Genomic DNA, 13,894 nt, shown 5'->3' on the forward strand with positions numbered 1-13,894 from the left:
TTGACGAATGATGCGAATGGAATGTGAGCCAGGTTGTAATTATTCTGTTGCCAGATTGCTAAATAAACAGAACTGCTTTAAACCTGTAGCCAGACCAACAGGTCAGACCTCTTACTTGTTACGGAGCGGTTCATTATGATGGTTCTTAGCATTGTCGCGACGCTGATTCTGATCGGCGCGCTTTTTTGGCACCGCATTTCGCTTCCAGCCAGCAGCGCTATCCTGCTGTTATGGAGTGCAGCAATGGCCCTATTCGATCTCTGGACGCCCTGGCTGTTGCTTCCGCTGGCCCTGATACTTCTGCCGTTAAACCTGCCGTCGATGCGTCGTTCGATGGTCTCTGCCCCCATGCTGCGCACCTTCCGTAAGGTGATGCCACCGATGTCACGTACTGAAAAAGAGGCGATCGATGCGGGCACAACCTGGTGGGAAGGCGATCTGTTTCGTGGCAATCCTGACTGGCAAAAACTGCACAACTATCCGCAGCCGCGTCTGACCGCTGAAGAACAGGCATTTCTTGATGGCCCGGTGGAAGAGGCCTGCCGTATGGCTAACGATTTTCAGATCACCCATGAAATGGCCGATCTGCCGCCGGAGCTGTGGGCTTACCTGAAAGAGCATCGCTTCTTCGCCATGATTATTAAAAAGGAGTATGGCGGACTGGAGTTTTCTGCCTACGCCCAGGCACGCGTGCTGCAAAAGCTGGCGGGCGTATCCGGCATTTTGGCGATTACCGTTGGCGTACCCAACTCGCTCGGCCCCGGTGAATTGCTGCAGCACTACGGCACCGATGAGCAGAAGAAGCATTATTTGCCGCGTCTGGCACAGGGCCTGGAGATCCCCTGCTTTGCATTAACCAGCCCGGAAGCGGGTTCCGATGCAGGCGCGATCCCCGATATCGGCATCGTTTGTATGGGCGAATGGCAGGGCCAGCAGGTGCTGGGTATGCGTCTTACCTGGAACAAGCGCTATATCACCCTGGCACCGATTGCCACCGTGCTGGGCCTGGCATTTAAGCTTTCCGACCCTGAGCATTTACTGGGCGATACCGAAGAGCTGGGCATTACCTGTGCGCTGATCCCAACCCATACGCCAGGCGTTGAGATCGGCAAACGCCATTTCCCGCTTAACGTGCCGTTCCAGAATGGCCCAACGCGCGGTAACGATATTTTTGTCCCTATCGACTACATCATCGGCGGGCCTAAAATGGCCGGTCAGGGCTGGCGCATGTTGGTTGAATGCCTGTCGGTAGGTCGCGGCATCACCCTGCCCTCCAACTCCACCGGCAGCCTGAAAAGCCTGGCGCTGGCAACGGGCGCCTATGCGCATATTCGTCGCCAGTTCAGGGTTTCTATCGGGAAGATGGAAGGGATTGAAGAACCGCTGGCGCGCATCGCCGGCAACGCTTATGTGATGGATGCCGCCGCCACGCTGATTACCTGCGGCATTATGCAGGGCGAGAAACCAGCGGTGCTCTCGGCGATAGTTAAATATCACTGCACCCATCGCGGCCAGCGCGCCATTATCGATGCGATGGATATTGCTGGTGGTAAAGGCATTATGCTCGGCAAGAGCAATTTCCTTGCCCGTGCTTATCAGGGCGCACCGATCGCAATTACCGTCGAAGGCGCGAATATTCTGACGCGCAGCATGATCATCTTTGGTCAGGGCGCAATCCGCTGTCATCCTTATATCCTGCGTGAGATGGGCGCCGCAGAGCGTAACGACCTGCCAGAGTTTGATCGTGCGCTGTTCAGTCATATTGGACATGTCGGCAGCAACCTGATTCGCAGCCTGTGGCTGGGTGTTACCGGCGGTTACGGCAGCGCTGCGCCAACCCGCGATGCAACCCGCCGCTATTACCAGCATCTGAACCGCATCAGCGCGAACCTGGCGCTGCTGTCAGATATTTCGATGTCGGTACTGGGCGGTAGTCTGAAGCGACGCGAACGCGTTTCAGCCCGGCTGGGCGATATTCTGAGTCAGCTTTATCTTGCCTCGGCGGCGCTAAAACGTTACGACGAAGAAGGCCGTAATGTAGCGGATCTGCCGCTGCTGCACTGGGGCGTACAGGATGCGCTGAATCAGGCAGAGAATGCTATTGACGATCTGCTGCGTAATTTCCCCAACGCGGCGGTTGCAGCCACACTGCGTGTGATGATTTTCCCGGCAGGCCGCCACTGCCGTGCGCCATCGGATCGTCTGGACCATCAGTTAGCGAAACTGTTGCAGACGCCGTCCGCAACGCGCTCTCGCCTGGGACGCGGCCAGTATTTAACGCCGAGCGAACATAATCCTGCCGGACAGCTGGAAGCGGCGCTACAGGATGTAATGGCTGCGGAAGTGATTCACGACCGTCTTTGCAAGCAGTTGAAAAAGCATTTGTCATTTACCCGACTTGATGAGCTGGCACAGCGCGCCTTGCAGGAGGAGTGGATCACACAGCAGGAGGCGGATGTTTTAGTGCGTGCCGAAGCCAGTCGCCTGCGTTCGATTAACGTTGATGAGTTTGAGGCGGATGCGCTGGCTACCCAGCCGGTAAAGCAGAATCAGACGCATGAGCGTAAAAGCGAAGCCGCCTGAGGGCGAATAAAAATAAAGACTACCCAGCAAGCGTCACGTTTGCGGTAATAAACCGGACATTTTAGCGTGGCAACCAGGGCCTGAGCGGTAACGCTCTGGCCTTTTCTTTATGAAAAGCAGGAACGGAAGTTTTACTTTTATCTGCCTGTGCGGCAGTGAACAAGCGCATAAGGTTTTAACGTTTTCAGTTAAGTGGCGAGACCAAAAAATAACTTCTTTAGGCAAACAAAATTAATATAGAAACTTTGTTTTGGCGCAGAAAAAATATTTCCTTAACTCTATATTAACACCTCGCTGAAACCCCTGGCACATTGTTCATAAACATCTGGATTATTATTGAAATAATTTTTCAATGGATTGTATTGGATAAAATAATGAACTGCCGTTTTCACCTGCCAATTCAATAAAACCGAGACTGGTATAAAATTGTTTAGCCTCATCATCCAGGGCGTCGACAAACATGCCATGTATACCTACCGCCAATGACGCGTGATAAACAACGCTCATCGCATGAGAAACCAACATGCTTTCCCAGCCTTGCCCATGCAGAGTTTTATCTATCGCCAGCCTGCCAAGGGTAACGCATGGCACATTTTTATATGGGATTTTTTTCTGTTGCGTTTTAGAGGGCAAGCTAGATCTTTCAAAACTACCGCCGGATAACGTGTAATAGCCCAGGACTTTTGGCTCCGCCTCGTGATTTATCAGCACATACGCTCTTAATATTTTCCCGTTATGTTGACGTCTGAGATGCTCGAGCAGAAATTTATTTAAAGTTGTTTTGTCACAATCAAAGTTATTTATTTTGTACTGAGCTTCATCCGTGAAAAGCTCGACTTTTAAAGTGTCCAAAACTTACTCCATGTTCTGTAGACGTTGGGCCGCTCGCTTTAACTTTACATTAGGTTCAGGTGGATTGCTGATGGCATCCATAACCTGCTTCCATGATGCTTCATTGAGCACTATACGTTGATGCTGTTCAATGACTTCAACTGCCCGTTCAGAAGCACTTGCCAGCATAAATTGCGAGATGGTTAGATTGCTGAGAGGGGCCGCGTTTTCGATAAGCGTTTTATCTTCTGGAGATAAACGCAGATCGATGCGTTGTTTCTTTAATGTATTTGCCATGTTTCCTCTATGTCCATATGACTGACGCATTGCTATGCAACACAGTTTCAGGATTTGATACGCCTGCATGTACGGTCTCTTACCGTACATGCAGTATGTGGTGAGGCGGACTATTTTTTAATCAATCGTTATATGATCCCAAGAAATACCACCGAGAAACCAGTAAAAGTCGTTTGATAAGCTGCCTGTACGGCAGTGAACATCGTGTTCATCCTCAATCCACAGGTAATACTTTTCTAAGCTGCCTGTGCGGCAGTGAACCCTGGAGCAGATTAGCTTGAATGTATGCTGAACCAGCACGGCCAACGTATCGACATTATCAATACGCCAGCCGCAGCAATAAGCATCGTTTTCAAACTGAGCAAGACTCTATTTTCGCCAGAAAAAGCGCGAGAAAAGTATCAGCACCGGATAAATTTCAAGACGTCCCATTATCATGGCGGCGCACATCAAATATTTAGCCCCTTCGCTAAGCGTACCAAATGTGGATGCCGTTTCTCCAAAGCCAAGCCCCATATTATTGATACAGGCCGCAACGGTAGCGAAAGCGGTCATCAGGTCATAGCCCATAATATTGAGCATCCAGACAAAAAACACCGTGAACAGTACGTAAAGAAAAAAGAAACTCCATACCGAGCGCAACACGCGTTCCGTCACCACGCTCTCGCCAACCCGAATGCTTAATAGCGCACGAGGATGCGCCAGTTGATGTAGCTCATGGCGGCTTTGCTTAAATAACACCAGGAAGCGCAGCGCTTTGATACCGCCGCAGGTCGAGCCCACACAGCCGCCAAAAAAGCTTGCCGTCAGTAACAGCACAATAGTATGTGCAGGCCAACTGGCATAGTCGCCGGTCGCCAGGCCATTATCGGTAATCATAGAGCTGGTCAGGAAGAACGCATGCACCAGACTGTCCGTTGCGTTATACATGCCGACATGCCAGAGCTGCCATGCGGTTATCAACACTATAATCAGCGTCACCAGCAGGAAAAAGCGTAGCTCTGCATTACGGCGAAACGGTTGTAATGTGCGTCGGGTAAAGGCAACAAACCACACGGTAAAGTTAATTGCTGACAGTAGCGAGAAAAGCCCGGCAACCAGTTCGATCGCAGAACTGTTCCAGTAACCAATGCTCTCGCTGCGTGTGGAAAAGCCGCCCAGCGACACGGTAGAAAGGCCATGACAGAGCGCATCAAAAGCGGGCATCCCCGCCAGCATATAAGCGGCGCAACAGGCCAGTCCCAGCAGCAGATAGGTAAGCCACAGGCTGCGTGAAGTATCGGCCAGACGCGGCGTCAGGCGCTCTTCTTTAAAAGGGCCGGGCATCTCTGACTGATAAAGTTTCGCCCCACCAATTCCCAAAAGCGGCAGTACCGCGACCGCCAGAACAATAACTCCCAACCCGCCGATAAAATTGAGCTGCGCCCGATAATAGAGATAGGCAGCCGGCAGGTTGCTAACGTCGCCAATCACGGTGGCGCCCGTGGTGGTGATACCGGATACCCCTTCAAACAGCGCATCAATAAAACTCAGCCCCACCGAATCATCCAGCCAGAGCGGCATGGCGCTGATAACCGAAAACAACAGCCAGAACAGAACAATAATCAGAAAGCCGTCACGGGTTTTAAGCTGTATACCGGCACGTTTGGTGGCAAGCCAGGCACCGCCGCCCAGGATAAAAAAGGTGAAGAAGGTAGTAAAAAAAGCAAACCAGCTGCGCTCTTTGCTGAATAAAGCGACCAGCATCGGCGGCAGCATGGAAAAGCTGTACAAAAACACCAGAAAACCGCACAGGTGAATAACCACGCGCACCTGTGAAAAATTGAGTGTGAGATAGCGTTGCAAAGCAAGGCTCCCTGATGACAAAAGATCGGCAGCAATGATGCCTTCTTACCGGGCATATCACAAACTCAGATAAAGCAACGGATGAATATATTCATTATCTACAGAAGATTGTATTGTGCGCTCTGAGGAGTGTGGCCACGGAAAGCCCATCCATAAAACTGGCTGTCACGCCTGGTCAGCGGTGGAACTAAAAACGTTGTCGGTTGTAACAGGTGAATTTATAAATTACGCTTATGTATCGGCACAAAACAGGACAACCTGGCCTTGAATAAACATTCGTCAAATACTTCCTCCCGCCTCAGACATACGCCTCTTGGCAGAAGTATGGCGGCCTTTTTGCTGCTGACAGCCATGGCCGTTATGGGCATTAATGCCTGGACACTCTGGAGCTCCTGGCAACAGCGAATTACAGAGCGCGAAGAGGATGCCCGTAATCTCGCCGTCTCGCTGGCAAAACAGGCAGAAGACGCCTTTCTTCAGGTGGATATTACCCTCTCTGATGCGGTCAGGCAGCTCACGCAGCAGGGGCCAGGCTATGCAAAAACGGAGGCTTTTTCACGTCAGCTGAAAGAGCAGCACGGTAAACTGCAGCAGCTGCATGGGCTTTTTATTTACGATGCACAGGGAAACTGGATCGCCACATCAGGCAATTATATCCCTTCAAAGGGCAGCAATGCAGATCGGGAATATTTTGTCTGGCACCGTAGCCACTCTGATACCTCTGTTCATATCGGTCACGTTATTCGCAGCCGTTCCACTGGTGAACAGGTTATCCCGGTATCGATGCGCCTGAACGACAGCGCCGGTCATTTTGCCGGCGTCGCACTGGCCACGGTTAAAGTGGACTACTTCAGGCAATTTTACGGTTATTACACCCTGGGAGCACGCGATGTTCTGGGGCTTATCCTCGCCGATACCACCGTATTGTATATGCGCCCCCTGCCGGATTCAGTGATTAACCGAAGCCTTTCTGCCAGCCCGCTGTTCAGAATCGCGCTTAAAACATCCGCCAGCGGCAGTGCAACATGGCGCTCCGCGCTGGACGGTATTGAGCGTATTTATGGTTATGCCCGGCTGGAGCAGTATCCGCTGGTCGTCACCGCTGGCTATGATCGTGACAGAGTGCAGAAAGCGTGGCTTGAAACCAACCTCACAGATGTGGTGCTTAACCTGATCCTGCTGACCATGATAATGGGAATGGGAGTATTTATTCTGAAGCAAATCAGGGCCAACGTCAGAAACCAGCTTGAGCTGACGCAGGTCAGAGATGAACTTACCACCATTAACCATACCCTGCAGTCGATGGCGCTGATTGACGGCCTGACCGGCCTGGCTAACCGCAGACAGTTTGATGTGGTGCTTGAAGAAGGGCTGCAGCGCTCGAAAAAAACTGGCGAGCCGCTGTCATTAATCATGATAGATATCGACTTTTTCAAACGCTATAACGATACCTTCGGTCACGTAGCAGGTGACATGTGTCTGAAAAAGGTAGGCGGCCTGCTGAAAGGTGCGACTCACCGTCATACCGATCTGGTGGCGCGCTACGGCGGCGAGGAGTTCGCTATCATTCTGCCTTTTACCAGCGCACCGGATGCCAGGCAGTTTGCTGACCGGGCGGTTAAGGTGATCAGAGATGCCGCGATTGTCCATACCTCGACGGAACTACCGGAGAGAGTGGTCACTATCAGCGCCGGCTGCGGTACGATTATCTCAAATGGTGAGGACAACGAAGCCGAGCTGCTGAAGAAAAAGGCAGATAATGCGCTTTACCATGCCAAACGCAACGGACGCAATCGGGCTCAGGGAGAGATCTAACCTTAATCTGCGCCTCTCAGCTCTGTTGTTCTTGTCTGTAACGATGTGCAACCTTCACCACGGAAGGTTGCACATCCAGTCAGGGCAAACCCTAGCCGTTCTGTCGAATACGGGCAATCAGCGTATCGATATTATCGATATGCGGCGCGGCAACAATTAACGTTTTCCCCAGGCTAATCGCGTGACGAATACACTCAATGCGCATCGCTTCATCCTGAATGGTTTCCAGGTCCGCCACGTGTGCCATGCCGACTGTACGACGAATCAGTTCGCTGCCGCAGTAACCGATACTGTCCGCAAATACTTTCTTCAACCAGGTCGCGGTATAGTCCGGCCACGCCAGCATGCGATCGCGGCTTTTTTCCGCTGCCAGTGCCTGAAAGCATTCGGCAAATGTCAGCCACAGGGTGCGTATATCCTGTAAACGCTGCTCGCGCCCGTCGGCCGCTTCACGCGTCGCCAGCAGCCCCGGCAGCGCACAATAGTTCAGCAGCAGGTTACCCAACGCCGTACCCACGTCAAAACCCACTGGCCCAAAATACCCAAACTCGGCATCAATTGCTTTCAGGCTACCGTCGGCAACAAACACGGAACCGCTGTGGATATCACCATGCAGGTGCGCTTCCGCATGGGAGAAAAAGCGGTGCTTTAGTCCGGCGACCTCGTTACGCAGCCGTTCATCGCTACGCAACTCCGCCACCTCAGTTTCCAGCTGTGCCGGGTAATCGTTGCGCGGATGATCTTCATAGGGATCGGTAAAAAAGAGATCCTCAGTGATTTCACACATTTCAGGATTAGTAAAACGGATAACCCGCGCCTTTTTCTCATGAGGATGCAGGTAAAAATCGGAGGTATGAAACAGCGTTTGCGCCAGATATTCACCCAGCTGACGCGTCGCCTGCGGATAGTAGCGTCCCTGTACCAGCTCACCGCGCCAGATACGATAGCTGGAGAGATCTTCCATCACCATCACCGCCAGCTCAGCATCGTAATGCAACACTTTTACCGTATGCTGCGGGCAGTGCCGATAATGTTCCGTGAGTGTTTCCGCTTCCAGCCGCGCACGCTCCAGTGTCAGCGGCCAGGACTCGCCAACGCAGCGCACCCAGGGCAGCGCCTGCTTTACCACAACGCGACTGATGCCGTCGCGATCAAAGATTTTAAATACCAGATTAAGGTTACCGTCACCAATCTCTTCAGCCGTTACCAGCGAAGATGCATCACTTAGCCCACCAAATCGCTGCGCATATTCCACCGCATCGGCGGCAGTGAACGTCCGGTATTGCGACATTATCCGTTTCCTCTGCAAATCTGTAGTAAAAGCCGTTCAGACGTCTATACTTCCGTTTCGCATGTTGGCACAATATGCTGCATTAACGCAACATGGATTTCACTGTTATGCAAACTCTTCATACCACCAGCCTGCAGGTGCGCGATAACCAGCTGTGGATCCTCGATCAGCAGGCTCTGCCGCAGCAAAAAAACTGGCTGGACGCGAGCAGCGTGGAAGCGCTGGTTAGCCATATTCATGCGCTGCGGGTACGCGGTGCGCCATTAATTGGCCTCTCCGCCAGTCTACTGCTGGCGCTGCTGGCGGAAAATGGCATGTCCAAAAACCAGCTGACGCAGGCGCTGGAGATCTTACGCGCCGCGCGTCCTACTGCCGTTAATCTGATGAACAATCTGGACAGGATGAAGCAGGCGCTGCTGCAGGAGAATTTCGTTGATGCGTTAAGCGCTGAAGCGCTGCGGCTGGTGAAAGAAGATAAAGCGCTATGCGACAGCATCGCTCAGGCGGGCAGCCAACGGGTAGCGCCCGGCAGCCGAATTTTAACCCACTGCAATACCGGCGGTCTGGCTACCGCTGGCGTTGGCACCGCCATCGGCGTTATCGCCCTGGCTTTTCAGCAGGGAAAAGTCGAACAGGTCTGGGTGGATGAAACTCGCCCGCTATTACAGGGTGGCCGCCTGACGGCCTGGGAACTAACCGAACTGGGCATTCCCAATCGTTTGATCTGCGATTCTATGGCGGCCGCGCTGATGGCGCAAAAACAGGTGGACGCCATCTGGGTCGGTGCCGATCGTATTGCCGCTAACGGCGATGTCGCTAACAAAATCGGCACCTATAGTCTGGCGGTGCTGGCGCGCTATCATCACATCCCTTTTTACGTAGCCGCGCCGCATACCACACTCGATCCGCACTGCCCCAACGGCAGCGCCATCCCGATTGAGCAGCGCGCCGCCTCCGAGGTCACTGGCGTATCCGGCAGCTTTGGCCAGCTACAGTGGGCGCCGGAAAATGCGCAGGTATGGAATCCGGCATTTGACGTGACGCCAGCAGAATTAATCAGCGGTTGGGTGTTGGATAGCGGCGTGGTAACGCCTGAAGAGGTGGCGGCCGGTTATTTCCAGCCGCGATGAACCAGAATCAGGGTAGACGCGGGTAACTAACCGCAATCGGATCGCCGGTGAAGTTGGCGATCCAGCCTTCCGGGTTATCGAAAATACGGATCGCGGTAAAATGCGGGGTCGATCCCATATCAAACCAGTGCGGTGTACCGGCCGGTACGGAGATCAGATCATTTTTCTCACACAGGATTTGGTAGACACGCCCTTCCAGATGCAGGCAAAACAGCCCGGCCCCTTCGACAAAAAAGCGCACTTCGTCTTCACCATGGGTATGCTCCGCCAGAAACTTACTGCGCAGCGCCTCTTTTTGCGGATTATCGGCGCGCATGCTGATCACATCCCAGCTTTGATAGCCCTTCTCCGCAACCAGTCGATCGATGGCATGCTGATAAGCATTAATCACGGTTTCCGCATCAGGGTTTTCGCCTAATTCGCGGTTGGCTTCCCAGCGTTCAAAGCGTACACCGCGCGCGTTGAGCTGCTCGCGAATCGCCTCAGGATCGGTGCTGTGCCACACCGGCACCGTGGTTTCTGTTTCGGTATAGATGGTCAATTCACTCATAAGGAAAACAGCTCCAGCTTAATCTGATCAAAACGGTTTACCTGGCGATGAAGACTCTTATTATCCGCTTCGCCGCGAATCAACTGCAGGGTGTACCAACCGGCCTGCTGCGCAGCATCCAGCTCCTGGCGAATATCAGACAGGAACAGCAGCTCGCTGGCAGGCAGATTAATCTGGCGGGCAATATTTTGATAAGCACTGACCTCACGCTTGGCCCCGACATGGGTATCAAAATAACCGCTGAACAGCGCTGTAATATCGCCGTGATCGCTGTAGCCGAACAACAGCTTTTGCGCAGCAACCGAGCCAGACGAATAAACGTACAGGGAAATCCCCTGTTCATGCCAGTTCTTTAACGCAGGCAATACGTCAGGATAGAGATGACCGGTAAAATCACCGTTAAGGTAGCCGCTGCGCCAGATCATGCCCTGCAACGCTTTCAATGCGGTGGATTTACGGTCTTCATCCATAAAACGATACAGCACGGTAATCAGCTGTTCGGTATCCGCCTGCGGCTGGTTGATCTCCTGACGCAGATCGTTCAACGCAGCGGCCACCGCCGGTTCTGCCATATGAGTACGCAGATACGCCGCCAGATGCTGACGCGCCCAGGGAAACAGAACATTATGCACGAAGCGAATGTCGCTGGTGGTGCCTTCAATATCGGTAACAATTGCGCGGATCATTATCTCTCCAGCAAACGACGTTGCATTTCACAGTTAAACAGGAACTCCAGCCCTTCCAGATGGCGACGCGCCTCCTGCACATCCCTGCCCCAGCAGGTCAGGCCATGACCGCGCAGCAGAAAACCGTAACGCAGCGGCCTGGTTTGCGCCCAGGCTTCAATACGTGCCGCCAGCGCGCTGATATTCTGATCGTTATCAAACAGCGCTATCGCTACGCTATCCAGATGGCTGCGCTGACCGGACAGCGACTTTTGCATTTCATAGCCCTGCAGCAGCAGCGCCGATCCTGTTTCAATACGTGACAGCACGGTGCTGTTAACGCTGTGGGTATGCAATACCGCGCCCGCCTCCGGAAACAGGCGATAGATAAGCGTATGCAGGCCGGTTTCCGCAGAGGGCTTGCGCCCTGACGGTGCCAGGCCGCTGGCGATCTCTACTTCAATAAAATCGGCGGCGGTCAGGCTGCCTTTGTCCTTGCCAGATTCGCTGAGCAGGCATAATCCTCTCTCCGCACGGATCGACATATTGCCGCCGGTCGCCGGTGCCCAGCCCTGTTGCCCAATCCAGTGGCAGGCAGCCACCAGCTGCGCCAGTTGTGGAGTTACGGTCATTGCGCTCCTTTTATCGGCCTCGCCGTTACGGGAAATTTTTGCTTTTAGACGTCTACCCATCTTGATTGCCAAATACTAACATCATGATTATAGTGGCTCAACACAGCCGTAACATCGGGCCGCTACCCGCACGAAAGGTGAGCTATTTATGCGTTCTAACCCGTTGATCCCACAAAGCAAGCTGCCGTCGCTCGGCACCAGCATTTTTACCCAGATGAGCGCGCTGGCGCAGCAGCACAACGCGATTAATCTCTCGCAGGGTTTTCCCGATTTTGACGGCCCGCGTTATTTGCAGCAGCGGCTGGCGCATCATGTTAGCCAGGGCGCAAATCAGTATGCGCCGATGACCGGCGTAGCGGCGTTACGTGAAGCAATTGCCGATAAAACGGCGGAACTTTACCGCCATCGCCCTGACGCTACCGCCGACATTACCATTACCGCTGGCGCGACCGAGGCGTTATATGCTGCGATTACTGCACTGGTGCGGCCTGGTGACGAGGTGATCTGCTTTGATCCCAGCTATGACAGCTATGCGCCCGCCGTCACGCTGTCCGGCGGCGTGATAAAGCGCCTGACACTGCAACCACCCGCCTTTCGCGTTGACTGGCAGGCGTTTCGTGAGTTGCTGTCGCCGCGAACCCGGCTGGTGATCCTGAATACCCCGCACAATCCTTCTGCCACCGTTTGGCAGCAGAGCGACTTTGCCGCGCTGTGGCAGGCCATTGCTGATGAAGAGATCTATGTGCTGAGCGATGAGGTATATGAACATATCTGCTTCACCGACGAGGGTCATCACAGCGTGTTAGCGCATGCGCAACTGCGCGAGCGGGCGATTGCCGTCTCCTCTTTTGGTAAGACATACCATATGACCGGCTGGAAAGTGGGCTACTGCGTTGCGCCAGCGGCGCTAAGCGCTGAGATCCGCAAAGTGCATCAATATCTGACCTTTGCCGTGAACACGCCTGCTCAGCTGGCGCTGGCCGATATGCTGCGCGCCGAACCAGAGCATTATCGCGATCTGCCTGCGTTTTATCGGGCGCGCCGCGATAGTTTTGTTCAGGCGCTCAGCCGTAGCCGTTTTGAAATCCTGCCCTGCGAGGGCACCTACTTTCTGCTGGCGGATTACAGTGCAATATCCGATCTGGATGATGTCAGTTTCTGTCGCTGGCTGACAGAGGAAGTCGGCGTGGCGGCGATCCCGCTATCGGTATTCTGTGCCGACGCCTTTCCTCATCGCTTGATTCGTCTTTGTTTTGCCAAGCAGGAAACTACCCTGCTGGCTGCTGCGGAGCGCCTGTGTCAAATTTAACGCTTTCACTGTTACAACAACCGCTGGTCTGGATGGATGGCGAAGCCAATCTGGCCCATTTTGATACGCTGCTGACGTCGCTTTCCGGGTGCGATTTAATCGTGCTGCCGGAGATGTTTACCACCGGCTTTGCGATGGAAGCGGCGCGTGAGTCGTTATCCCAGCATCGGGTGGTCGCCTGGCTGCATCAGCATGCGCGGCGTCTTAACGCTATGGTGGGCGGCAGTGCGGCGCTGCAAACGGAAAAAGGTGCGGTAAATCGTTTTCTGCTGGTGGAGCCGGATGGCCGCGTACACCATTACGACAAGCGCCACCTGTTTCGCATGGGCGACGAGCATCACTATTATGTTGCAGGCAGTCAGCGAGAGATCGTGGAATGGCGCGGCTGGCGTATTTTGCCGCAGGTTTGCTATGACCTGCGCTTCCCGGTGTTTTCCCGTAACCGCGACGATTACGACCTGGCGCTGTATGTCGCAAACTGGCCGGAGGCGCGTGCTCATCACTGGCAGGCGCTGCTGATGGCGCGCGCGATTGAAAACCAGGCTTACGTTGCTGGCTGCAACCGCGTGGGTGAAGATGGCAAATCGCTGCGCTACAGTGGCGATAGCCAGATTATTTCGCCGCAGGGCATTATTCTGGGCCGTGGCGAAGCGCATCAGCCAGCAGTGTTACATGCTGAGCTATCGCTGGAGGAGCTACGGTCATATCGCGAACGCTTCCCCGCCTGGCGCGATGCCGACGCGTTTGACTGGCGTTAAGTATTGGGTGGGCTGGTCAGTCCTGCAAAGAGACCAGCTCAATACACAGCAAATCCTGTTGTATTGTCACTGATTTTATCAGCGCCTTTCTAGAAAAGTTACATCCCTGCCTTACAAATAAGCTCTTTTTAATTTTTTCACCTCTCTCCTCTTTTTGTCGGTTCTGTTCGATATCTGGTCATCTTTGA

General features: G+C 53.5%; 12 protein-coding genes. 5 read left to right on the forward strand and 7 right to left on the reverse strand.

Annotated elements, in window-relative coordinates; genetic code table 11:
• The first annotated feature begins 135 nt into the window (after window positions 1–135).
• Window positions 136–2,583, forward strand: coding sequence for an acyl-CoA dehydrogenase FadE (gene fadE / locus ACQE32_RS10435; protein ID WP_426974714.1), 2,448 nt, complete (start codon window positions 136–138; stop codon window positions 2,581–2,583).
• Window positions 2,584–2,916: 333 nt separating this feature from the next.
• On the opposite strand, the gene ACQE32_RS10440 is transcribed toward fadE, so the two are convergent.
• The 3 genes from ACQE32_RS10440 to ACQE32_RS10450 all read right to left on the reverse strand — a co-directional run bounded on the left by ACQE32_RS10440 (window position 2,917) and on the right by ACQE32_RS10450 (window position 5,556).
• The gene (locus tag ACQE32_RS10440) at window positions 2,917–3,435 is read right to left on the reverse strand and encodes an N-acetyltransferase (RefSeq protein ID WP_427021720.1); all 519 of its coding nucleotides are present in this window, start codon (window positions 3,433–3,435) and stop codon (window positions 2,917–2,919) included.
• 3 nt (window positions 3,436–3,438) lie between these two features.
• A complete protein-coding gene (locus tag ACQE32_RS10445; RefSeq protein WP_427021721.1) occupies window positions 3,439–3,711 on the reverse strand; it encodes a DUF1778 domain-containing protein in 273 nt (90 codons plus the stop codon).
• 369 nt (window positions 3,712–4,080) lie between these two features.
• Complete coding sequence (locus ACQE32_RS10450) at window positions 4,081–5,556, reverse strand: TrkH family potassium uptake protein (RefSeq protein ID WP_426974717.1); 1,476 nt, start codon at window positions 5,554–5,556, stop codon at window positions 4,081–4,083.
• A 324-nt stretch (window positions 5,557–5,880) separates the two neighbouring features.
• On the opposite strand from ACQE32_RS10450, the gene ACQE32_RS10455 reads away from it, so the two are divergent.
• On the forward strand, window positions 5,881–7,371 hold the full coding sequence (locus ACQE32_RS10455; protein ID WP_427021722.1) for a sensor domain-containing diguanylate cyclase: 1,491 nt from the start codon (window positions 5,881–5,883) through the stop codon (window positions 7,369–7,371).
• 91 nt (window positions 7,372–7,462) lie between these two features.
• On the opposite strand, the gene mtnK is transcribed toward ACQE32_RS10455, so the two are convergent.
• Entirely contained in the window at window positions 7,463–8,662 is a 1,200-nt protein-coding gene (mtnK, locus tag ACQE32_RS10460; RefSeq protein ID WP_426982243.1) for an S-methyl-5-thioribose kinase, read from the reverse strand.
• A 107-nt stretch (window positions 8,663–8,769) separates the two neighbouring features.
• On the opposite strand from mtnK, the gene mtnA reads away from it, so the two are divergent.
• Window positions 8,770–9,792 (forward strand): S-methyl-5-thioribose-1-phosphate isomerase, encoded by a 1,023-nt coding sequence (mtnA, locus tag ACQE32_RS10465; protein WP_427021723.1) that lies wholly within the window; start codon window positions 8,770–8,772, stop codon window positions 9,790–9,792.
• Window positions 9,793–9,799: 7 nt separating this feature from the next.
• Here the strand turns inward: mtnA and ACQE32_RS10470 are convergent, their stop codons facing one another.
• From ACQE32_RS10470 to ACQE32_RS10480, 3 genes are read right to left on the reverse strand one after another with little or no spacing between them, the layout of a single operon-like run.
• A complete protein-coding gene (locus tag ACQE32_RS10470; protein ID WP_426982245.1) occupies window positions 9,800–10,342 on the reverse strand; it encodes a 1,2-dihydroxy-3-keto-5-methylthiopentene dioxygenase in 543 nt (180 codons plus the stop codon).
• Window positions 10,339–11,028 carry an acireductone synthase gene (gene mtnC, locus ACQE32_RS10475; protein WP_426982246.1) on the reverse strand — a complete coding sequence of 230 codons (690 nt, stop codon included), beginning with the start codon at window positions 11,026–11,028 and terminating at the stop codon, window positions 10,339–10,341. The genes ACQE32_RS10470 and mtnC overlap by 4 nt, the downstream gene beginning before the upstream one ends.
• Window positions 11,028–11,639: a methylthioribulose 1-phosphate dehydratase gene (locus ACQE32_RS10480; protein ID WP_426974723.1), complete on the reverse strand. Its 612-nt coding sequence runs from the start codon at window positions 11,637–11,639 to the stop codon at window positions 11,028–11,030. Before ACQE32_RS10480 ends, mtnC begins: the two co-directional genes overlap by 1 nt.
• Before the next feature lie 148 nt (window positions 11,640–11,787).
• Between ACQE32_RS10480 and ACQE32_RS10485 the strand changes: the two genes are divergently transcribed.
• Both ACQE32_RS10485 and ACQE32_RS10490 read left to right on the forward strand, forming a co-directional pair.
• Entirely contained in the window at window positions 11,788–12,948 is a 1,161-nt protein-coding gene (locus ACQE32_RS10485) for a pyridoxal phosphate-dependent aminotransferase (RefSeq protein WP_427021724.1), read from the forward strand.
• The gene (locus tag ACQE32_RS10490; RefSeq protein WP_427021725.1) at window positions 12,936–13,706 is read left to right on the forward strand and encodes an amidohydrolase; all 771 of its coding nucleotides are present in this window, start codon (window positions 12,936–12,938) and stop codon (window positions 13,704–13,706) included. The genes ACQE32_RS10485 and ACQE32_RS10490 overlap by 13 nt, the downstream gene beginning before the upstream one ends.
• Window positions 13,707–13,894: the final 188 nt, after the last annotated feature.

It is taken from the genome of Pantoea sp. FN0302, from assembly GCF_050113775.1.
Taxonomy (GTDB): domain Bacteria; phylum Pseudomonadota; class Gammaproteobacteria; order Enterobacterales; family Enterobacteriaceae; genus Mixta; species Mixta alhagi.